Genomic DNA, 21,204 nt, shown 5'->3' on the forward strand with positions numbered 1-21,204 from the left:
CTCTTACCTAAAATAACGAGGTTACTATGAGCTCCGATAATATTATCAATGCACAGGTTGCAGATGCTGCAGCCGCCATGCCGGATATGTCCAATAAAAAAATCATGATGGGCTTTTGGCATAACTGGGCAGCGGGTGCCAGCGACGGTTACCAACAGGGCCAGTTCGCTAATATGAACCTGACCGATATTCCTGCTGAATATAATGTGGTTGCCGTGGCGTTTATGAAGGGCGACGGTATCCCAACCTTCAAGCCCTACAACCTGTCCGATACCGAGTTCCGCCGCCAGGTTGGCGTTCTGAACAGCCAGGGCCGTGCGGTACTGATTTCTCTGGGCGGTGCTGACGCACATATCGAATTGAAAACCGGCGACGAAGACCGGTTGGCTAATGAAATTATTCGTTTGGTGGAAACCTACGGTTTTGATGGCTTGGACATCGATCTGGAACAAGCCGCCATCGGCGCAGCTAATAATAAGACGGTCTTACCGGCCGCATTGAAAAAAGTAAAAACACATTATGCCGCTGAAGGTAAAAACTTTATTGTCAGCATGGCGCCAGAGTTCCCTTATTTACGTACCAACGGCACTTACCTGGATTATATTACCGCACTCGAAGGTTATTATGATTTCATTGCACCGCAATATTATAACCAGGGTGGTGACGGTATCTGGGTCGATGAAGCCAATGGCGGTAAAGGCGCCTGGATCACTCAAAATAATGACGCCATGAAAGAAGACTTTCTGTATTACCTGACGGAAAGTCTGGTTACTGGCACCCGCGGTTATACCAAAATCCCAGCGTCCAAGTTTGTTATCGGCCTGCCAACCAACAATGACGCCGCTGCTACCGGGTATGTGGTCGACAAGCAAGCTGTCTATAACGCCTTCGCGCGCCTTGATGCCAAAGGTTTGTCGATCAAAGGCCTGATGACCTGGTCGGTTAACTGGGACAACGGCAAGAGCAAGGCCGGCGTGGCCTACAACTGGGAATTCAAAACACGTTACGCCGCGCTCATTCAGGGAGGTGTAACACCACCGCCGGGAAAGCCTGAGGCACCCACGGCGTTGAACGCCAGCGCGATCACCTCAACCTCGCTTACGTTAAACTGGGCTGCGGCTAACAGCGCCAATCCGATAAGCCAATATACGGTTTACCGTAACGGTAACGCGATCGGCCAGACCGGTGGTCTGTCGCTGCAAGACAGCGGCCTGACGGCGGCGACACAATACAGTTATTTTGTCACCGCCACCGACAACAAAGGCAACACCTCCCTGCCGAGCAGTGCACTGGCAGTGAAAACGGCAGACGGCGGCACACCGCCGGACCCTGGCGTCAATGAGTGGCAAAACAGCCACAGCTACAAGGTCGGTGATGTAGTGACCTACAAAGGAAAGAAATACACCTGCCTGCAAGCACACACCTCTAACGCCGGATGGACACCGGACGCAGCCTTCACACTCTGGCAGCTGACTGCCTGATAGTCCGCAATGAGTTGCCGGTAAAACTTTCCGGCAACTCATCTATTTGTCAAAAAAAATGCATTATCACTAATTATTGACGTCAAAAACTGAATATCCGCTAATAATCACCCTACCCCAAACAACTATTTTCTGGCACTGCGCTAAAACGCTTGCATCCCCTGTTGGTTTTGACGCATTTTCATAAACACAACGCAGCAACACCGCGCCATCATTGATGAGCCGGCGACGCTGCCTATAACAGCAAAAACAACATCACAGTCTATAAAAGTCGTTAGGAGAGTCGTTATATGTGTTCTATTTTCGGTGTGCTCGATCTGAAGTCCGATCCCGTTGAACTGCGTAAAAAAGCGCTGGAGCTGTCCCGTCTGATGCGCCACCGCGGGCCGGACTGGTCCGGTGTTTACGCCAGCGATAAAGCCATTCTGGTGCATGAGCGTCTATCGATTGTCGACGTTAACAATGGCGCACAACCGTTGTACAACGCAGCACACACCCACGTTTTGGCCGTTAACGGTGAGATTTACAACCACCAGGCGCTGCGCCAACAACTGAGCGATCGCTATGCGTTCCAGACCGGCTCTGACTGTGAAGTGATCCTGGCGCTGTACCAGGAAAAAGGCACTGACTTCCTCGACGACCTGCAAGGCATGTTCGCCTTTGCGCTATACGATTCAGAGAAAGACGCTTACCTGATTGGCCGTGACCATCTGGGTATTATCCCGCTGTATATGGGTCATGATGAATTCGGCAACCTGTATGTCGCCTCTGAAATGAAAGCGCTGGTGCCGGTTTGCCGCACCATTAAAGAATTCCCGGCAGGCAGCTATCTGTGGAGCCAGGACGGTGAGATCCGCGAATACTACCAGCGTGACTGGTTCGATTACGACAATGTCAAAGACAACGTGACAGACGCCAATGCCCTACGCAACGCGCTGGAGGACTCGGTGAAAAGTCACCTGATGTCTGACGTGCCTTATGGCGTGCTGTTGTCTGGCGGCCTGGACTCTTCCGTCATTTCCGCTATCACCAAAAAATACGCCGCTCGCCGAGTGGAAGATCAAGAGCGCAGCGAAGCCTGGTGGCCGCAGCTGCATTCATTTGCTGTCGGTTTGGAAGGCTCCCCAGACCTGCGCGCCGCGCAGGAAGTGGCGAACCACCTGGGCACCGTGCACCATGAGATTCATTTCACCGTGCAAGAAGGTCTGGATGCCATTCGCGACGTGATTTACCACATCGAAACCTATGACGTGACCACCATTCGTGCCTCGACCCCGATGTACCTGATGTCACGCAAGATTAAAGCGATGGGTATCAAGATGGTGCTGTCTGGCGAGGGAGCAGACGAAGTGTTCGGTGGCTACCTGTACTTCCATAAGGCGCCGGATGCCCGCGAATTCCATGACGAGACCGTACGCAAGCTGCTGGCATTACATATGTTTGACTGTGCTCGCGCGAATAAAGCAATGTCTGCCTGGGGTGTAGAAGCACGCGTGCCCTTCCTGGATAAAAAATTCCTCGACGTGGCGATGCGTATCAACCCGAAAGACAAAATGTGCGGCAATGGCAAAATGGAAAAACATATCCTGCGTGAATGTTTTGAGTCCTATCTGCCCGCCAGCGTGGCCTGGCGCCAGAAAGAGCAGTTCTCCGACGGCGTGGGCTATAGTTGGATCGACACGCTGAAAGAAGTCGCTGCCAAGCAAATTAGCGATCAACAGCTCGAAACCGCACGTTTCCGTTTCCCGTACAACACGCCAGGGTCTAAAGAAGGTTACCTGTACCGCGAAATCTTCGAGGAGCTGTTCCCTCTGCCAAGCGCAGCCGAGTGCGTGCCAGGCGGCCCGTCAGTGGCTTGCTCTTCAGCGAAAGCCATCGAATGGGATGAGTCATTCAAAAAGATGGACGATCCTTCTGGTCGTGCAGTCGGCGTTCACCAGGCTGCCTACAAATAATCGTCCGGCGTTTTATTCTTTGGGCGGGCCTTCGGGCCCGCCTTTTTGTTGATGTTTTCAACCATTAATCAGCCGAATTGATGATTTTATCGCCATACTGTTCACAACCCAGACAAACAACACATCAGGTCGCTTTTTTGGGAAAAAACTTGTTGACGCAAAACGGCCATATACGCATAATGCGCCCCGCAACGCCGATGAAGGTTGCGCGAAAAAAGATGGCTACGTAGCTCAGCTGGTTAGAGCACATCACTCATAATGATGGGGTCACAGGTTCAAATCCCGTCGTAGCCACCATCTTTTTTGCGGGAGTGGCGAAATTGGTAGACGCACTAGATTTAGGTTCTAGCGCCGCAAGGTGTGCGAGTTCAAGTCTCGCCTCCCGCACCATTTCATTCATCGAGTTGCAGGCATCTAATGGGGTATCGCCAAGCGGTAAGGCACTGGTTTTTGATACCAGCATTCCCTGGTTCGAATCCAGGTACCCCAGCCATTTTTAAATGGTCGATGCGAAAAAAAGTTAGACATGTTGATGGGGTATCGCCAAGCGGTAAGGCACTGGTTTTTGATACCAGCATTCCCTGGTTCGAATCCAGGTACCCCAGCCATCATCTACTTTGACTTTAAAGTAAAATATCGACAAATGGCTACGTAGCTCAGCTGGTTAGAGCACATCACTCATAATGATGGGGTCACAGGTTCAAATCCCGTCGTAGCCACCATATTTTACTGTTACACCATTGGGGTGTCGCCAAGCGGTAAGGCTCTGGTTTCTGATACCAGCATACCCAGGTTCGAATCCTGGCACCCCAGCCACATTTAGAAAAGCCCGCTTCGGCGGGCTTTTTGCTGTCTGACGTTTGGGCGATATGAAGGTTGTTTATCAGGGCGCAACATGCAGCGCCCCTACGAACAAGGGGCAATTACAACCCCAGTGCGTATTTCAGCGCATGTTCCTTCAACTTACCCGCCCGCTGAGCTGCCATCAATGCAATATTGCGTGCCACGCTGAGCGGCGCCAAATTATTACTGAAGGCGGTATAAAAAAGATCCATACCACTTTGCATCAGCAAATTGTCGGTACGGCGGCGGCGCTGATAACGCATGAGCACCGCTTCGCTGCTCCAGTCCTCGCCCTGCTCCCGCGCATCACCCACCACGGCCAACAACGCTTCCACATCGCGATAGCCCAGGTTCACGCCCTGTCCAGCCAGCGGATTAATCGTATGAGCCGCGTCTCCGATCAATGCCAACCCTGGCAATACATAACGCTGCGCATGTCGACGGGCCAGTGGGAACGAGCCGGCAGCATGCACTTTTACCGCCCCCAAACGTGCAGGAAACGCTTCGGCGATTTCTCGCTCCAGCTGCGCTGACGGCATTGCCTGCAACTGACGGATGCGTTGCGGGCTGTCGTACCATACCAATGAAGCCCATTGATCATACAGCGGCAGGAAAGCACGTGGCCCAGAAGGGAAAAACTGCTGCCAGGTCACATCCTGCTGCGGTGCACCGGTATCGACGGTGATCAGCATGCAAGACTGGCGATACTGCCAGCCGTTAGTACCAATAGCCACCAGGTTCCGTACCTGCGAGTTCGCACCGTCGGCCCCCACCACCAAACGCGCCTCTAGCGTCTCAGAGGAGTCCAACGTCACCTGCCAATGGTCATCAACGCGTTGCAGAGAACGCAGCTTGGCAGGGCAACAGAGCGTCAGATTTTCGCACTGTTCCAATTGCTGCCAAAGCGCCAGTTGCAGAATGCGGTTTTCCACCATAAAACCCAGTTCCGGCAGTCCGAGCGAGACAGCATCAAACGCCACCCGTGAAGACGCCCATTCCCAGGTTTCCAACCGACGGTAGGGTGCAGTACGCATGGCTTGCACCGCTGGCCAGGCACCCAGTTGTTTGAGTAACCCCACCGATGTGCACCCAATCGCAGAAATGCGCAGATCCGGTGGGCTGTGGGCATCGAACGCCTGCGGAGCCTGGTGCTCCAGCAATGCCACGGACCAACCCGCCTGTGCCAGCCCCAGAGCGGCGGCGGCGCCGACCATTCCGCCCCCGACCACCACGGCGTCATACCGTTTTTGAGAAGTGTTCATATTGGCTATATTTTCTTAGTGGATTATCGCCATCCCCACCGGCATGGCATTTGGCATCAGTGTAACGGATTTTTAATTTGGCTTCAGGTTGCATACCGTTTTCCCCGCGCTGGTCACAACGGCGTCAAATGTTTACAATATACCTGTCGTCTTTCAAGCCGCAGCGTTGTTGGCTGCCTTCGCTCACCCCAGTTACTTACCTGAGTAAGCGCCTGGGGACTCCCGAACTTGCCGCCTAACTGCAACTTGAAAGCCATAAGGTATAAGCGCTCTGCACGTCGTGTATCGCAACTTTCGCTCCGCACTGAGTAATGGCAAGTCAATGACGAAGAAACTACATATCAAAACCTGGGGCTGCCAGATGAATGAATACGATTCATCAAAAATGGCAGACCTGTTGAACAGCACGCACGGCTTCGAGTGGACCGAAAACGCCGAAGAAGCGGACGTGCTGCTGCTGAACACCTGCTCGATCCGCGAAAAAGCGCAAGAAAAAGTTTTCGCCATGCTGGGCCGCTGGAGATTGTTGAAAGAGAAAAACCCTGCGCTGATCATCGGTGTGGGCGGCTGTGTCGCCTCCCAGGAAGGGGAGTTGATCCGTACTCGCGCCCCCTGCGTAGACGTGGTATTCGGTCCTCAGACTCTTCACCGCCTACCGGAAATGATCAACCATGTGCAGGGCACTCGCAGCCCGGTGGTCGACATCAGCTTCCCGGAAATCGAGAAATTCGATCGCCTGCCGGAGCCGCGCGCTGAGGGCCCAACGGCCTTTGTCTCTATCATGGAAGGGTGCAACAAGTACTGCACCTTCTGCGTGGTGCCTTATACCCGCGGTGAAGAAGTCAGCCGCCCGAGTGACGACGTGCTGTTCGAAATCGCGCAATTGGCAGCGCAGGGCGTGCGGGAAGTGAACCTGCTCGGTCAGAACGTTAACGCCTACCGCGGAGCCACTTACGACGGCAACATCTGTTCGTTCGCCGAACTGCTGCGTCTGGTCGCGGCCATCGACGGTATCGATCGCATCCGCTTCACCACCAGCCATCCGATCGAGTTCAGCGATGACATCGTCGCCGTGTATGAAGATACGCCGGAACTGGTCAGTTTCCTGCATCTGCCGGTGCAGAGTGGCTCAGACCGCATCCTGACCATGATGAAGCGCGCGCACACCGCGCTGGAATACAAAGCGATCATTCGCAAATTGCGCAAGGCGCGTCCCAACATTCAGCTTAGCTCAGACTTCATCATCGGCTTCCCAGGCGAGACCCAGGCTGACTTCGAGCAGACCATGAACCTGATTGCCGAAATTAACTTCGACGCCAGCTTCAGCTTTATTTATTCGTCACGCCCGGGAACCCCGGCAGCCGATATGGTCGATGACGTCAGTGAAGAAGAGAAAAAACAGCGACTGTACATTCTGCAAGATCGCATCAATCAGCAGGTGATGCAGTTCAGCCGTAAGATGCTCGGCACCGTACAACGCATTTTAGTGGAAGGGACCTCTCGCAAAAGCGTGATGGAATTAGCCGGCCGTACCGAATGCAACCGCATGGTGAACTTTGAAGGCACGCCGGACATGATCGGCCAGTTCGTTGATGTGGAAATCACCGACGTTTTGACCAACACCCTGCGTGGCGCAGTGGTACGTACCGAACAGCAGATGGACCTGCGCGTACATGAATCCCCGCAGTCAGTCATCGCCCGGACGCGCAAAGAAAATGCGTTAGGTGTCGGTATTTACCAGCCCTCCCTTCATACTTGAAGCTGCATCTGTGTTGGCCACGCACGCTCCCCCCAGTCACTTAGTTTACTCAGTGACTGGGGGCTCGCTGCCGCGTTACTCGGCAAAGCCTCGCCCCGTTGGGGCCAGCGGAAGCGCTGTTCAACAAAGCCGTGGCTTTGTTGTGATGTAACTCCAATTATTTTGGAATGACATCCCGTACAAAAACATTTATTTCTCCGCCGGGCGCGTGCGTCCGTTGCGGTTCTTTTTTCTATTTTAAGAGGCGACATAACATGCAACTCCCACACTGCCCGAAGTGCAACTCCGAATACACCTATCAGGACAACGCGATGTTCATCTGCCCTGAATGTGCCCACGAGTGGAGCGACAGCGCCCCGGCAGAAGACAGCGATGCGCTGATTGTCAAAGACGCCAACGGCAACCTGCTGGCCGACGGCGACGCGGTGACCGTGGTAAAAGATTTGAAGGTCAAAGGCAGCTCTTCAATGCTGAAAATTGGCACCAAGGTGAAGAACATCCGTCTGGTGGAAGGCGACCACAACATTGATTGTAAAATCGATGGGTTTGGTCAAATGAAGCTGAAATCCGAGTTCGTGAAAAAGAACTGATCCCGTAGACTTTGCTCTCACGTTCTTACGCGGCTGTTTAGGCCGCGTTTTTCCTCTATCAGCCCTTGAATTTCGCCGTCGGCGCACAGATAGATCATGGGTAAACTTGCGCCAGTGCGTCGCACCATGAATAATTCAAGGTAGAGAACCTCAGGTTTTGCCCTGAATGCGCGTACCGAAAATCAACCAGGCCCGATATGAGCCTTGAGGAATAGTTTGAACGTCGCAACACAAGAAATTTTGTTAGAGCCGGCAGACAATAAGCGATTACTCAGCCTGTGCGGCCCGTTTGATGAGAACATCAAACAACTCGAACGCCGGTTGGGTATTGAGATAAACCGCCGTGACAACCGTTTTAAACTGGTTGGCAAAAACCCGAGTGTGGTTGCCGCCGCTGATATCCTGCGCCACCTGTACGTGGACACCTCCCCCATCCGCGGCGTGATCCCAGATATCGATCCGGAACAAATTCATCTGGCCATCAAAGAAAGCCGGGTGCTGGAACAGATTGCCGACAGCGTGCCGGATTACGGCAAGGCCGTCACCATCAAAACCAAGCGTGGCATGGTGAAACCGCGTACGCCGAACCAGGCGCAGTACATCGCCAATATTCTCGACCATGACATTACCTTTGGCATTGGCCCGGCAGGTACCGGCAAGACCTATCTGGCGGTTGCTGCCGCGGTAGATGCGCTGGAACGTCAGGACATTCGTCGCATACTGCTGACCCGCCCCGCGGTCGAAGCCGGTGAAAAACTGGGCTTCCTGCCAGGGGATCTGAGCCAAAAGGTCGATCCTTATCTGCGCCCATTGTACGACGCCCTGTTCGAAATGCTGGGCTTCGAGCGCGTAGAAAAGTTGATTGAACGCAATGTGATTGAAGTTGCGCCGCTGGCCTATATGCGCGGCCGTACCCTCAACGATGCGTTTATCATCCTTGATGAGAGCCAGAACACCACTATCGAACAGATGAAGATGTTCCTGACACGTATCGGGTTCAACTCAAAAGCGGTGATTACCGGTGACGTGACGCAGGTAGACCTGCCACGCAACCAAAAATCCGGCCTGCGCCACGCGATGGAAGTGCTGGCGGACGTCGAAGAGCTGAGCTTCAACTTCTTCCACAGCGAAGATGTGGTTCGTCATCCGGTCGTTGCCCGTGTGGTAATCGCCTATGAAGCCTGGGAAGCCGCCGAACAGAAACGCAAAGACGCCATTAACGAACAACGTAAGCGCGAGGCGACTATCGCCTCCGAGCAGGAGATACCATGAGTCAGGTGATTTTGGATCTGCAGATTGCCTGTGCAGACAGTAACGGTCTGCCGGACGAGGCCACTTTCCAGCGCTGGCTGGAAGGCGTGCTACCGCAGTTTCAAGAAGAAGCCGAAGTGACCATTCGCTTGGTCGACGAGGCCGAAAGTAACGAATTGAACCTGACTTATCGCGGCAAGGACAAACCCACCAATGTGCTGTCATTCCCGTTCGAAGCCCCCCCGGGTATTGAACTGCCGCTGCTCGGCGATTTGATCATCTGCCGACAGGTCGTTGAACAAGAAGCGGTTGAGCAAGAGAAGGCGCTGGAGGCCCACTGGGCGCATATGGTTGTTCACGGTAGCCTTCATCTGCTAGGGTATGACCACATCGAAGACGATGAAGCCGAAGAAATGGAGTCTTTGGAAACCGAAATCATGCACGGCCTGGGCTATCCGGACCCGTACCTGGCGGAAAAAGACCCTCTCTGACGTCAGCTGATTTCCCCACAGCCCCTCTATGGGGCTGTCGCTGACTCCCCTAACTCTGACATGAGTGATGTTAACTAAAACGCCATGAGCGACGACCATTCACAAAGCAATGACAGCCCCAGTCCCAAGAAGGGGTTCTTTACTCTTATCCTTAACCAGCTGTTCCACGGCGAACCTAAAAACCGTGGTGATCTGGTAGAGCTGATCCGTGATTCCGAGCAAAACGACCTGATCGATCCCGATACCCGAGACATGCTGGAAGGCGTGATGGATATCGCCGAGCAGCGCGTGCGCGACATCATGATCCCGCGCTCCCAGATGGTAACGCTCAAGCGTAACCAAACGCTGGAAGAGTGCCTGGACGTGATCATTGAATCCGCCCACTCGCGCTTCCCGGTGATCAGCGAAGATAAAGATCACATCGAAGGCATTTTGATGGCCAAGGATCTGCTGCCGTTTATGCGTGCAGAATCCGAGGAGTTCAGCATCGACAAGGTGCTGCGTACCGCCGTGGTGGTGCCTGAAAGCAAGCGAGTAGACCGGATGCTGAAGGAGTTCCGCTCCCAGCGTTATCACATGGCGATTGTCATTGACGAATTCGGCGGCGTATCCGGTCTGGTCACTATCGAAGACATTCTGGAGCTGATAGTCGGCGAGATTGAAGATGAATATGATGACGAAGACGATCTGGATATCCGCCAGCTCAGCCGTCATATGTATACCGTGCGCGCATTGGCACCGATTGAAGACTTCAATGAAGCCTTCGGCACCCATTTCAGTGATGACGAGGTCGACACTATCGGTGGTCTGGTGATGCAAGCCTTCGGTCATTTGCCTGCGCGCGGGGAAACCATTGAAATCGAAGGTTACCTATTTAAAGTTGCGATGGCCGACAGTCGACGTATCATCCAGGTTCATGTAAAAATTCCGGACGATTCTCCGCAACCGAAACTGGAAGACTAAATTAAACATGGCTAAAGCCTCTTTCCTTGAACGCCAGTGGGTTCGCGCCCTACTGGCGCTGTTGACCGGTGCCAGCGGTACGTTGGCATTTTCTCCGTACGATATCTGGCCTGCGGCCATTGTCTCCTTGTTTGGCCTGTTGGCCGTTACCCTCAATCGCACGACTAAACAGTCCGCCTTGCTCGGTTTCTGCTGGGGCTTCGGTCTGTTCGGTACCGGCATTAACTGGGTTTACGTCAGCATTGCCGATTTCGGTGGCATGCCCTTCGCCGTTAATATTTTCCTGGTCGCGTTACTGGCCGCCTATTTGTCACTGTATACCGGGCTGTTTGCCGGATTGCTGGCACGGCTGTGGCCAGCTACCAGCTGGTACCGTTTGGCGATTGCCGCGCCCGTGTTGTGGCAAGTGACCGAGTTTCTGCGTGGTTGGGTACTAACCGGTTTCCCTTGGCTGCAGTTCGGTTACAGCCAGCTCAACGGGCCGTTAAAAGGTATTGCCCCGCTGATGGGGGTAGATACCATCACCTTTATGCTGATGGCGATCGCCGGGCTACTGGTGTACGCGGTGAATCAACGCCGTATCACGCCGGCCGTGGTTGCCGTCGCGCTGCTGCTGTTGCCGTGGCCTTTGCGCCAACTGCACTGGTTCACCCCACAACCGGACAAAGCGGTCAACGTCGCCATGGTTCAGGGCAACATCGCTCAGTCGATGAAGTGGGACCCGAAAGCCCTGGTCAGCACGCTGCAAACCTACCTGGATGAAACGCGCCCCTATGTGGGCAAAGCGCCGATCATCATCTGGCCGGAATCCGCCATCCCGGACTATGAAGCCAGCCAGAATGGTTTCCTGACTATGATGGATGATCTGATGCGTGCCAAAAACAGCAGCCTGATCACCGGCATTGTTGACGTACGTGCGACACCGCAGGGCCAGCAAATTTACAACAGCGCCATTGTATTGGGCGAGCCCGCCCCCTACAGCTACCCAGCCAAAGACCGCTACAACAAGCACCATTTAGTGCCCTTCGGCGAGTTTGTCCCGCTGGAGACGTTGTTACGCCCACTGGCACCGTTCTTTGATCTGCCAATGTCTTCCTTCAGCCGCGGCGATTATGTCCAGCCGCAGCTCAGTGTGAAGGGGTACAACCTGACTGCGGCGATCTGTTATGAGATTGTCTTGGGCCAACAGGTTCGCGACAACTTCCGCCCAGATACCAACTTCCTGTTGACCATTTCCAATGACGCCTGGTTCGGCCATTCCATCGGTCCGTGGCAGCACTTCCAGATGGCGCGTATGCGGGCACTGGAGTTGGGCCGGCCACTGTTGCGCAGCACAAACAACGGCGTCACCGCCGCGGTAGATGCCAACGGTGAGGTCATCGCAGAGATTCCGCAGTTCACTCGTAAGGTGCTTGAAGTGAAAATGACGCCGACCACCGGCATCACGCCTTATGCCCGCTTTGGCGCTACGCCATTGTGGATCGTCACTTTACTGCTCAGCGGTCTGGCGCTGATCCTCAGTCTGCGTCGTAAATAATCCTTTGGGGCGTTGCCGCTGGCACGCCCCGCTTCAATTCATCCCCCCTATAAACTTAACATTGCCTCCCGCATCGCCAGCGTTTGCCATTCAGCCAGCATAAACCATTGCTAAATCAGCGTTTCTGGCACACTCCTTGCTTTAATTATTCTGTGATTGATGACCGATTTACTTTTACTGACGCTTTGTCGCACTTATGCACAACTCAGGGGCATGACCGGCACCATATAGGTGCATTGAGATTTTGTTGCATTAATTTGGTGCGCGTGGCGTCTCAAAAAATGAAACATTTTAGTTTCAAGCCGTTCACAATCGGCTATTTTCTAACGGTTATCGGTACTAAGACTATCTTTATAACTTAAGCAATAAACCTCCATTTTGAATCTGATGCTCTTTGAATTTGAGCCACCACAACAGCAAAGGAGTTGGACCATGCAAATGCGTAAATTGGCGTTATCGTTACTGCTGATCGGTATGGCAGGTAGCGTAGCCCATGCGGAAGAACTGACCGGTACGCTGAAGAAAATCAAAGATAACGGCGTGATCGTTGTCGGCCATCGCGAATCGTCAGTGCCGTTCTCCTACTACGACAACCAGCAGAAAGTTGTGGGTTACTCCCAGGACTACTCCAACCAAATCGTTGATGCTGTTAAGAAAAAGCTGAACCTGCCTAACCTGCAGGTAAAAATGTTGCCAATCACCTCACAGAACCGTATCCCACTGCTGCAAAACGGTACCTTTGACTTCGAATGTGGCTCAACCACCAACAACCTTGAGCGTCAAAAACAGGCCGCCTTCTCCAACACCATCTTCGTGGTCGGTACCCGCCTGTTGGTAAAAAAAGGCTCTGATATTAAAGATTTCAAAGATCTGGCCGGGAAACCTGTCGTCGTAACGTCCGGTACCACCTCTGAAGTGCTGCTCAATAAGCTGAACGACAGTAACAAAATGAACATGCGCATCATCAGCGCCAAAGACCACGGTGACTCATTCCGTACCCTGGAAAGCGGTCGTGCCGTGGCCTTTATGATGGACGACGCCCTGCTGGCCGGCGAACGCGCAAAAGCGAAGAAGCCGGATCAATGGGAAATCCTTGGAACGCCGCAATCTCAAGAAGCCTACGGCTGTATGCTGCGTAAAGACGATCCTGAGTTCAAAAAACTGGTCGATGACACCATCGCTCAGGCACAGACTTCAGGTGAGGCAACGAAATGGTTTGATAAGTGGTTCAAACAACCTATCCCACCTAAGAATCTCAACATGAACTTCGAACTGTCGGACGACATGAAGAAATTGTTCAAAGAACCTAACGATAAAGCACTGAACTAATAGAACAAGGGCTGGGGCGGCCATCAGGCCAAGCCAGCTCTGTTGATGACTGGGACAGACAGGAATACGGGAGGCCGTTCCCCTCCCGCATTTTTCCCCCATTGCACATTACCGATGCCCGCACACATAAGTCAGCCCGACTGGCCGCGGTGCCATCGGCGTTGAATAGTCATCAATCTTTAGGCGCTCTGCGCCCGCTTAACGGAGTTTGTTATGTCAATAGATTGGAACTGGGGTATCTTTCTGCAGCAGGCCCCGTTTGGGAATACCACCTACCTTGGCTGGATTTGGTCCGGCTTCCAGGTAACGGTAGCCCTCTCCGTCTGTGCATGGATTATCGCTTTCTTTGTCGGTTCGCTATTCGGTATCTTGCGTACCGTACCCAACCGCTTTCTTTCCACCCTTGGCACCTGTTACGTTGAAATGTTCCGTAATGTGCCGCTCATTGTGCAATTCTTCACCTGGTATCTGGTGATCCCGGAACTGCTGCCCACCAACATCGGCATGTGGTTCAAAACCGAACTCGATCCTAACGTGCAGTTCTTTGTTTCTTCGATGCTGTGCCTTGGTCTCTTTACTGCTGCACGTGTGTGCGAGCAGGTTCGTGCCGCCATCCAGTCGCTGCCACGTGGCCAGAGAGCTGCCGGGCTGGCCATGGGCCTGACGTTGCCGCAGACCTATCGCTACGTGCTGTTGCCGAATGCTTACCGGGTTATTGTGCCGCCGATGACCTCGGAAATGCTCAACCTGGTCAAAAACTCCGCCATCGCCTCCACTATCGGGTTAGTCGACATGGCAGCCCAGGCAGGCAAACTGCTGGATTACTCCGCGCATGCCTATGAGTCCTTTACCGCGATTACACTGGCCTATATCGGCATCAATGCCGTCATCATGCTGCTAATGCGTTTGGTCGAAAGAAAAGTGCAGTTGCCCGGCAATATGGGGAGTAAATAATGTACGAATTTGACTGGGCATCCATTGTCCCAAGCTTCCCTTATCTCCTTCAGGGTCTGCTCATTACGCTGAAGATCACCGTGACCGCCATCGTTGTCGGTATCCTTTGGGGCACCATTCTGGCCGTCATGCGGTTGTCGTCGTTCAAGCCAATCAGTTGGTTCGCTGCCGTGTACGTCAACCTGTTCCGCTCGGTGCCGTTGGTTATGGTGCTGTTGTGGTTCTATCTTGTCGTTCCAAGCTTATTACAACAGGTTCTAGGGTTATCACCGAAAACCGATATTCGCCTGATCTCGGCTATGGTAGCCTTTTCCCTGTTTGAAGCGGCCTATTACTCGGAAATTATCCGTGCCGGCATTATCAGTATTTCGCGCGGTCAGTCTTCCGCTGCGTTGGCATTAGGCATGACTCACTGGCAATCCATGAAGCTGGTAATCTTGCCGCAGGCATTCCGCGCCATGGTGCCGCTGCTGCTAACCCAAGGCATCGTACTTTTCCAGGATACTTCTCTGGTATACGTACTGAGCCTGGCTGACTTCTTCCGTACTGCTTCCACCATCGGTGAGCGCGACGGTACGCAGGTCGAAATGATCCTGTTTGCCGGTTTTGTCTACTTTGTTATCAGTCTCGCCGCTTCGGCGCTGGTAAGCTATTTGAAGAAAAGGACTGTTTGATGATATCCCTGAAAAATGTTTCTAAGTGGTACGGTCACTTTCAGGTTCTGACCGATTGCACCACTGAAGTAAAAAAAGGCGAAGTGGTGGTAGTCTGTGGTCCTTCAGGTTCAGGCAAGTCCACCCTGATCAAAACCGTCAACGGCCTGGAGCCGATCCAGCAAGGCGATATCCTGGTGAACGGCACCCCGGTCAACAACAAAAAAACCAATCTGGCGCAGTTGCGTTCAAAAGTCGGCATGGTGTTTCAGCACTTTGAGTTGTTCCCGCACTTGTCGATCATCGACAATTTGACGCTGGCACAGGTAAAAGTACTCAAACGCGATAAGGCCGCCTCACGCGATAAAGGCCTGAAGTTGCTGGAGCGTGTCGGTTTGACCGCCCATGCCAATAAGTTCCCTGGGCAACTTTCCGGTGGCCAACAGCAACGTGTGGCTATCGCCCGTGCGCTGTGTATGGATCCTATCGCCATGCTGTTCGATGAACCCACGTCTGCGCTCGATCCGGAAATGATCAACGAAGTACTGGACGTTATGGTGGAACTCGCGAACGAAGGCATGACCATGATGGTGGTAACCCACGAAATGGGCTTTGCCCGCAAAGTGGCAAACCGGGTGATCTTTATGGATGAGGGCAAAATTGTCGAAGATCGTAACAAAGACGACTTCTTCAACAACCCAGAGTCCGAGCGTGCTAAAGATTTCTTGGCGAAAATCCTGCACTGATGACGACTCTGCGCCCCGCCTGGGGCGCAATTTTATTTCCCCCCGCCCGGCACTAAAAGCACTTGTTTCTCCTCTGTTTTGATCCGATGCTCACTGGATAACAACAAAAGGAGATAAACATGCCCCGCCCTATCATTATCGATTGCGATCCCGGCCTGGACGATGCCATTGCCCTTGCTATGGCACTCAGCTCACCGGAACTGGACGTTAAAGCGATCACCACCTCCGCCGGCAACCAAACGCCAGAGAAAACCCTGCATAACGCACTCGGCCTGCTAACGCTGATGAAGCGTGAAGACATTCCTGTCGCTGCAGGTGCCACTGCTCCCCTGATGCGTGAACTGGTGATTGCCGACTACGTCCATGGCAAAACCGGCATGGGTAATACCCATCTGCCGACCCCGACGATCGCACCGGTCAAACAAACCGCCGTGGAGCTTATCGCTGACCTGTTACGGAACAGCCCAGAACCAATCACGTTGGTGGTCACCGGGCCAATGACCAATATTGCGCTGCTATTGGCTCAACACGCTGAGTTGAAAGGTAACATTGAGCGTATCGTATTTATGGGGGGCGGGATGAACGCCGGTAATACGACTCCCGTGGCGGAATTTAATATTTTTGTCGACCCGGAAGCCGCCGACATGGTTCTGAAATCCGGTGTGCCAATGACCATGGCGGGATTGAATGTGACTCACCAGGCATTGGTGCTGCCGCAGGATATCGAACGTATCCGCAACATCAAAAATCCGGTAGCGCAGGCCGTGGCAGAAATGCTCGACTTCTACCTGCCGCTGTATCTCAGCCACCCGCGAGGATTGCCTGGTGCCGCGATGCACGATCCCTGCACCATCGCCTGGCTACTGGCACCACAGCTGTTTAGCAGTATAGAACGTTGGGTCGGTGTAGAAACCAAAGGGGAATACACCCAAGGGATGACGGTGGTGGATGTCTTCCAGCAAAACGGCAACGCGGCCAACGTGGAAGTGCTGACCGACATTGACCGCGAAGGGTTTATCAATCTGTTAGCCGAACGCGTGGCAGGTTACCAATAGCGCCTCTCAACGTTCAATTTTTTTGATTTAACCCAGCGAATTTTTACGCTATCACTGCTCCAGGCTTGCCTCTAAGATGCTATCAAATGCACAACAGCACTGACACCTTAGACCTAGCCTGGAGAATACCCAATGAGTCGTATACTGGTCCTGAAATCAAGTATCCTGGGTGATTACTCCCAGTCTGGAAAATTAGTCGATTTTTTTGTTCAACAGTGGCGTGAAACCCACCCAAGCGACAGTTTTACCTTTCGCGATTTAGCCAACCCGACCCTACCTGAGCTGGATGGCGAAGTGATTGGCGGTTTTAACGCCGGTGACAAGCCTTTAACGCCACACCAGCAAGAGACGCTGGCACTTTCAGATGCGTTGATTGCCGAGCTGAAATCGCACGACACCATTATCATCAGTGCGCCGATGTACAACTTCAACATCCCCACTCAGTTGAAAATCTATTTCGACCTGGTGGCGCGTGCCGGTCAAACCTTCCGTTACACCTCCGAAGGCGCAGAAGGCCTGGTTACCGGCAAAAAAGCGATAGTGATCTCCAGCCGCGGCGGTATCCATGCAGATACACCAAGCGACCTGATCACACCTTACCTGAAGCTGTTCTTAGGGTTTATCGGCATTACTGATGTGGAGTTCGTGTTGGCAGAAGGCTTTGCCTATGGCCCAGAAGCGGCAGAAAAAACCGCGCAGGACAGCCGTATTGCCGTGGCGCAGAAAGTGCCTGCTGCGCAGTACGCTGCGGTTGCCAACAAGGTTGAAACAGCGACAGCCCCAGCCAGCGGTGGTTTTCTCAGTAACTTGATGAAGAAACTCTTTGGTTGATAGCAATGCCCCGGCTCTATCTCGACAAGAGAGGACCGGGGCGTGAAATTTTAAGGCTCGAAAGGCCGACGTTGGAACTGGTCGTGACCGCATTTCGGGCATAGCGGCAGCACTTCCGGTGTGTAAAATGCCAAATGATGGTGGCACTGTTCACACACCAGGTTGCCCAGACCAACAACTTCACCGCTGTGGTAAACACCGTGATGGCTGACATCTTTGAAGACTTCTCGCCATTCCAACTGGGTTTTATCCGTAATATCTGCCAGTTCCTGCCACAGGCTCTCTTTAATCACCCGCATAAAAACGCTGTCGGTAAACTCGTCCCGGCTTTCCTGGTAGCTACGCGCAAACTCTTCCAAGTCGCGCCTGACCGCCAGAGTGACCTGCTCCACTTCATCGCGCGTCAACTCACCGGCTTCATTCAGCCGTTTTTCAGCGCTCGCGACCAGTGCGTCAATATCACGTTCGCCATTTTTCAAACGTTCGGTCAGAGATGCCACCAATTCGCGGTAGTACTGAGCAACCTTGTTCATAATCTCTCCTCGATGAACTTACGTGACAGGGCTTACCTCTTAAACTATCCCTTATCATTTTAGCCGTAAATTGCTGATGTCACTTGGCAAGGGGTGAGATCCTCAGGTTGTGAGTCATATCATGGCGAAGATTTTTTAAATACGCCGAGTCGGGCGCTGGGTGTTGTTGCCAAGAGGTCTTATCAGCTATGCTATGCGGATCTATAAGTACTCAACAGAATGCTACAGAAATACCCCGATAGGTTTCGAGTCACGGCCAGGTGGCCAGTGCGGGAAACCCAGAAGCTTACAAAGGTAAGTGACTGGGTTGAGTGTACGCAGCCAACAACGCCGCGGCTTGAAAGATGAAGGGGGTAGCTGTTTGACACCTACAGGACCACCAGCCGCCATGCAAGAGCAATACCGTCCAGAAGACATAGAATCGAACGTACAGCTTCACTGGGAAGAGAAGCAAACTTTCAAGGTTACCGAAGATGCGAGCAAGGAAAAGTATTACTGCCTATCCATGCTGCCGTACCCATCAGGCCGTCTGCACATGGGGCACGTTCGTAACTACACTATCGGTGACGTGATCTCGCGCTATCAGCGCATGCTAGGTAAAAACGTCCTACAGCCGATCGGCTGGGATGCGTTCGGCCTGCCGGCTGAAGGCGCTGCGGTGAAAAACAACACTGCACCGGCTCCGTGGACCTACGACAACATCGAATACATGAAGAACCAGCTGAAACTGCTGGGCTTCGGCTATGACTGGGATCGCGAGATCGCCACCTGCGATCCGGATTACTACCGCTGGGAACAGTGGTTCTTCACCAAGCTGTACGAAAAAGGCCTGGTCTACAAGAAGACCTCCGCGGTGAACTGGTGTCCGCACGATCTGACCGTGTTGGCTAACGAACAGGTTATCGACGGCTGCTGCTGGCGCTGTGACACCAAGGTTGAGCGTAAAGAGATCCCTCAGTGGTTTATCAAAATCACCGATTACGCCGATCAACTGCTGAACGATTTGGACACGCTTGAAAGCTGGCCAGAGCAGGTGAAAACCATGCAGCGTAACTGGATTGGCCGCTCTGAAGGGGTGGACATCACCTTTGACGTGGCGGGCAGCGATGAAAAACTGACGGTTTATACCACGCGTCCTGACACCTTTATGGGTGCCACCTACGTTGCCGTTGCCGCGGGCCACCCGCTGGCGCAGCAAGGCGCCGTGAACAACCCTGCGCTGGCTGAATTTATCGAAGAGTGCCGTAACACCAAAGTGGCCGAAGCCGAAATGGCGACGATGGAGAAGAAAGGCATGCCGACCGGCCTGTTCGCCATCCACCCGCTGTCCGGCGAGCAAGTGCCAATTTGGGTTGCCAACTTTGTGCTGATGGAATACGGCACAGGCGCCGTGATGGCAGTACCCGCTCACGATCAACGTGACTGGGAGTTCGCGACCAAATACGGTTTGCCGATCAAACCGGTTGTGCTGGCACTCGACGGCAGCCAACCCGACGTGCAAGCCGAAGCCATGACTGAAAAAGGCACACTGTTCAACTCGGGTGAATTTGACGGTCTGGATCACCAAGACGGTTTCAACGCCATTGCCGACAAACTGGTCGCCAAAGGCGTCGGTCAGCGCAAGGTTAATTACCGTCTGCGTGACTGGGGCGTTTCCCGCCAGCGTTACTGGGGTGCGCCAATCCCAATGGTGACGTTGGAAGACGGTACCGTGATGCCAACACCTGAAGACCAACTGCCGGTGATCTTGCCGGAAGATGTGGTAATGGACGGTATCACCAGCCCAATCAAAGCCGATCCTGAGTGGGCGAAAACCACCGTAAACGGTCAGCCAGCGTTCCGTGAAACAGACACCTTCGACACCTTTATGGAGTCATCCTGGTACTACGCGCGTTATACCTGCCCGCAGTACGACAAAGGGATGCTGGATCCAGCCGCCGCCAACTACTGGCTGCCGGTCGATCAGTATGTTGGCGGCATCGAACATGCCATCATGCACCTGATGTATTTCCGCTTCTTCCACAAACTGCTGCGTGACGCAGGCCTGGTCGATTCCGATGAGCCGGCAAAACGCCTGCTGTGTCAGGGTATGGTGTTGGCAGATGCCTTCTATTACACCGGTAACAGCGGTGAGCGCGTGTGGGTTTCTCCCGTCGACGCCAATGTTGAACGCGACGACAAAGGCCGCATTATTAAAGCCACCGATCCACAAGGTCGTGAACTGGTCTATGCTGGCATGAGCAAAATGTCGAAGTCGAAAAACAACGGCATCGACCCACAGGTGATGGTTGAGAAATACGGCGCCGATACCGTGCGCCTGTTCATGATGTTCGCTTCACCGGCAGAAATGACGCTGGAGTGGCAGGAGTCCGGTGTGGAAGGGGCAAACCGCTTCCTGAAACGCGTCTGGAAACTGGCCTACGAACATCTGGAAAAAGGTGCAGTTCAGCCGCTGAACGTTGCGACACTGAACGAAGAACAAAAATCACTGCGCCGCGATCTGCACAAAACCATCGCCAAAGTGACCGACGATATCGGCCGCCGTCAGACGTTCAACACCGCGATTGCCGCGGTGATGGAACTGATGAACAAGTTGGCCCGTGCACCGCAAGAAAGCGAGCAAGATCGTGCGCTGTTGCAAGAAGCACTGTTGTCCGTGGTTCGGATGCTGTATCCGTTCACTCCACACGTGTGCTTCTCTCTGTGGCAGGCTCTGGGTGGCGAAGGTGATGTGGATACCGCAGCCTGGCCGCAAGCCGACGAGCAAGCGATGGTCGAAGATTCCAAGCTGGTGGTTGTGCAGGTAAACGGCAAGGTTCGCGCTAAAATCACTGTGGCAGCGGATGCAACCGAAGAGCAAGTGCGCGCGCGCGCTGCCGAGGAACATCTGGTCGCTAAATATCTGGACGGGGTTACGATTCGCAAAGTGATCTATGTTCCTGGCAAATTGCTTAACCTGGTTGTGGGTTAA

At 53.5% G+C, this 21,204-nt stretch carries 17 protein-coding genes and 6 tRNA genes; 21 read left to right on the forward strand and 2 right to left on the reverse strand.

The genetic code is table 11. The features are described from left to right. The first annotated feature begins 26 nt into the window (after positions 1-26). The 8 genes from chiC to AC2FCQ_RS08655 all read left to right on the forward strand — a co-directional run bounded on the left by chiC (position 27) and on the right by AC2FCQ_RS08655 (position 4,252). Positions 27-1,481 (forward strand): chitinase ChiC, encoded by a 1,455-nt coding sequence (chiC, locus tag AC2FCQ_RS08620; protein WP_209636340.1) that lies wholly within the window; start codon positions 27-29, stop codon positions 1,479-1,481. 290 nt (positions 1,482-1,771) lie between these two features. Next, positions 1,772-3,436, forward strand: a complete 1,665-nt coding sequence (asnB, locus tag AC2FCQ_RS08625) for an asparagine synthase B (protein WP_209636343.1) — start codon at positions 1,772-1,774, stop codon at positions 3,434-3,436. 220 nt (positions 3,437-3,656) lie between these two features. Beyond that, positions 3,657-3,733 (forward strand) — tRNA-Met (locus AC2FCQ_RS08630). 8 nt (positions 3,734-3,741) lie between these two features. Then, positions 3,742-3,826, forward strand: a tRNA-Leu gene (locus AC2FCQ_RS08635). Positions 3,827-3,854: 28 nt separating this feature from the next. Continuing rightward, positions 3,855-3,929, forward strand: a tRNA-Gln gene (locus tag AC2FCQ_RS08640). Positions 3,930-3,969: 40 nt separating this feature from the next. Beyond that, positions 3,970-4,044: transfer RNA gene (locus AC2FCQ_RS08645), tRNA-Gln, on the forward strand. A gap of 37 nt (positions 4,045-4,081) precedes the next feature. Further along, positions 4,082-4,158 (forward strand) — tRNA-Met (locus tag AC2FCQ_RS08650). Between the two features lie 19 nt (positions 4,159-4,177). Next, positions 4,178-4,252 (forward strand) — tRNA-Gln (locus tag AC2FCQ_RS08655). Positions 4,253-4,359: 107 nt separating this feature from the next. On the opposite strand, the gene ubiF is transcribed toward AC2FCQ_RS08655, so the two are convergent. Then, positions 4,360-5,541, reverse strand: coding sequence for a 3-demethoxyubiquinol 3-hydroxylase (gene ubiF / locus AC2FCQ_RS08660; RefSeq protein ID WP_490308052.1), 1,182 nt, complete (start codon positions 5,539-5,541; stop codon positions 4,360-4,362). Between the two features lie 322 nt (positions 5,542-5,863). Between ubiF and miaB the strand changes: the two genes are divergently transcribed. From miaB to AC2FCQ_RS08720, 12 genes are all read left to right on the forward strand, one after another. Then, positions 5,864-7,300, forward strand: a complete 1,437-nt coding sequence (gene miaB, locus AC2FCQ_RS08665) for a tRNA (N6-isopentenyl adenosine(37)-C2)-methylthiotransferase MiaB (protein WP_265554410.1) — start codon at positions 5,864-5,866, stop codon at positions 7,298-7,300. Positions 7,301-7,554: 254 nt separating this feature from the next. Beyond that, positions 7,555-7,890, forward strand: coding sequence for a zinc ribbon domain-containing protein YjdM (locus tag AC2FCQ_RS08670; protein ID WP_209636349.1), 336 nt, complete (start codon positions 7,555-7,557; stop codon positions 7,888-7,890). 216 nt (positions 7,891-8,106) lie between these two features. Beyond that, positions 8,107-9,162, forward strand: a complete 1,056-nt coding sequence (locus tag AC2FCQ_RS08675) for a PhoH family protein (RefSeq protein ID WP_209636351.1) — start codon at positions 8,107-8,109, stop codon at positions 9,160-9,162. Beyond that, positions 9,159-9,632, forward strand: a complete 474-nt coding sequence (gene ybeY, locus AC2FCQ_RS08680; RefSeq protein WP_020825630.1) for an rRNA maturation RNase YbeY — start codon at positions 9,159-9,161, stop codon at positions 9,630-9,632. Before AC2FCQ_RS08675 ends, ybeY begins: the two co-directional genes overlap by 4 nt. Before the next feature lie 84 nt (positions 9,633-9,716). Continuing rightward, positions 9,717-10,595, forward strand: a complete 879-nt coding sequence (gene corC / locus AC2FCQ_RS08685; protein ID WP_209636353.1) for a CNNM family magnesium/cobalt transport protein CorC — start codon at positions 9,717-9,719, stop codon at positions 10,593-10,595. Positions 10,596-10,602: 7 nt separating this feature from the next. After that, complete coding sequence (gene lnt, locus AC2FCQ_RS08690; protein WP_490308053.1) at positions 10,603-12,132, forward strand: apolipoprotein N-acyltransferase; 1,530 nt, start codon at positions 10,603-10,605, stop codon at positions 12,130-12,132. 432 nt (positions 12,133-12,564) lie between these two features. Next, the gene (locus AC2FCQ_RS08695; RefSeq protein ID WP_265554414.1) at positions 12,565-13,461 is read left to right on the forward strand and encodes an amino acid ABC transporter substrate-binding protein; all 897 of its coding nucleotides are present in this window, start codon (positions 12,565-12,567) and stop codon (positions 13,459-13,461) included. A 213-nt stretch (positions 13,462-13,674) separates the two neighbouring features. Beyond that, a complete protein-coding gene (locus tag AC2FCQ_RS08700) occupies positions 13,675-14,415 on the forward strand; it encodes an amino acid ABC transporter permease (protein WP_490308054.1) in 741 nt (246 codons plus the stop codon). Then, complete coding sequence (gene gltK, locus AC2FCQ_RS08705) at positions 14,415-15,089, forward strand: glutamate/aspartate ABC transporter permease GltK (RefSeq protein WP_209636359.1); 675 nt, start codon at positions 14,415-14,417, stop codon at positions 15,087-15,089. The genes AC2FCQ_RS08700 and gltK overlap by 1 nt, the downstream gene beginning before the upstream one ends. Next, the gene (locus tag AC2FCQ_RS08710; RefSeq protein WP_209636361.1) at positions 15,089-15,814 is read left to right on the forward strand and encodes an amino acid ABC transporter ATP-binding protein; all 726 of its coding nucleotides are present in this window, start codon (positions 15,089-15,091) and stop codon (positions 15,812-15,814) included. The genes gltK and AC2FCQ_RS08710 overlap by 1 nt, the downstream gene beginning before the upstream one ends. Before the next feature lie 119 nt (positions 15,815-15,933). Beyond that, positions 15,934-16,869, forward strand: coding sequence for a pyrimidine-specific ribonucleoside hydrolase RihA (gene rihA, locus AC2FCQ_RS08715; RefSeq protein WP_490308055.1), 936 nt, complete (start codon positions 15,934-15,936; stop codon positions 16,867-16,869). A 132-nt stretch (positions 16,870-17,001) separates the two neighbouring features. Further along, positions 17,002-17,700, forward strand: a complete 699-nt coding sequence (locus AC2FCQ_RS08720; RefSeq protein WP_490308056.1) for an FMN-dependent NADH-azoreductase — start codon at positions 17,002-17,004, stop codon at positions 17,698-17,700. A gap of 50 nt (positions 17,701-17,750) precedes the next feature. Here AC2FCQ_RS08720 and AC2FCQ_RS08725 read toward each other — a convergent pair whose 3' ends face one another. Then, positions 17,751-18,233, reverse strand: a complete 483-nt coding sequence (locus AC2FCQ_RS08725; protein WP_209636367.1) for a zinc ribbon-containing protein — start codon at positions 18,231-18,233, stop codon at positions 17,751-17,753. Between the two features lie 388 nt (positions 18,234-18,621). Here AC2FCQ_RS08725 and leuS point away from each other — a divergent pair, with 388 nt between their 5' ends. Next, complete coding sequence (gene leuS / locus AC2FCQ_RS08730; RefSeq protein ID WP_490308126.1) at positions 18,622-21,204, forward strand: leucine--tRNA ligase; 2,583 nt, start codon at positions 18,622-18,624, stop codon at positions 21,202-21,204.

It is taken from the genome of Serratia sp. CoH_134_PS_4, from assembly GCF_058190535.1.

Excerpts from the sequence above, each read along its gene's own strand:
- AC2FCQ_RS08710 (WP_209636361.1), top strand. The coding sequence starts at position 15,089 with ATGATATCCCTGAAAAATGTTTCTAAGTGGTACGGTCACTTTCAGGTT.
- miaB (WP_265554410.1), top strand. The coding sequence starts at position 5,864 with ATGACGAAGAAACTACATATCAAAACCTGGGGCTGCCAGATGAATGAA.
- corC (WP_209636353.1), top strand. The coding sequence starts at position 9,717 with ATGAGCGACGACCATTCACAAAGCAATGACAGCCCCAGTCCCAAGAAG.
- leuS (WP_490308126.1), top strand. The coding sequence starts at position 18,622 with ATGCAAGAGCAATACCGTCCAGAAGACATAGAATCGAACGTACAGCTT.
- chiC (WP_209636340.1), top strand. The coding sequence starts at position 27 with ATGAGCTCCGATAATATTATCAATGCACAGGTTGCAGATGCTGCAGCC.
- asnB (WP_209636343.1), top strand. The coding sequence starts at position 1,772 with ATGTGTTCTATTTTCGGTGTGCTCGATCTGAAGTCCGATCCCGTTGAA.
- AC2FCQ_RS08725 (WP_209636367.1), bottom strand. The coding sequence starts at position 18,233 with ATGAACAAGGTTGCTCAGTACTACCGCGAATTGGTGGCATCTCTGACC.
- AC2FCQ_RS08670 (WP_209636349.1), top strand. The coding sequence starts at position 7,555 with ATGCAACTCCCACACTGCCCGAAGTGCAACTCCGAATACACCTATCAG.
- ybeY (WP_020825630.1), top strand. The coding sequence starts at position 9,159 with ATGAGTCAGGTGATTTTGGATCTGCAGATTGCCTGTGCAGACAGTAAC.
- rihA (WP_490308055.1), top strand. The coding sequence starts at position 15,934 with ATGCCCCGCCCTATCATTATCGATTGCGATCCCGGCCTGGACGATGCC.
- AC2FCQ_RS08700 (WP_490308054.1), top strand. The coding sequence starts at position 13,675 with ATGTCAATAGATTGGAACTGGGGTATCTTTCTGCAGCAGGCCCCGTTT.
- lnt (WP_490308053.1), top strand. The coding sequence starts at position 10,603 with ATGGCTAAAGCCTCTTTCCTTGAACGCCAGTGGGTTCGCGCCCTACTG.
- ubiF (WP_490308052.1), bottom strand. The coding sequence starts at position 5,541 with ATGAACACTTCTCAAAAACGGTATGACGCCGTGGTGGTCGGGGGCGGA.
- AC2FCQ_RS08720 (WP_490308056.1), top strand. The coding sequence starts at position 17,002 with ATGAGTCGTATACTGGTCCTGAAATCAAGTATCCTGGGTGATTACTCC.
- AC2FCQ_RS08695 (WP_265554414.1), top strand. The coding sequence starts at position 12,565 with ATGCAAATGCGTAAATTGGCGTTATCGTTACTGCTGATCGGTATGGCA.
- gltK (WP_209636359.1), top strand. The coding sequence starts at position 14,415 with ATGTACGAATTTGACTGGGCATCCATTGTCCCAAGCTTCCCTTATCTC.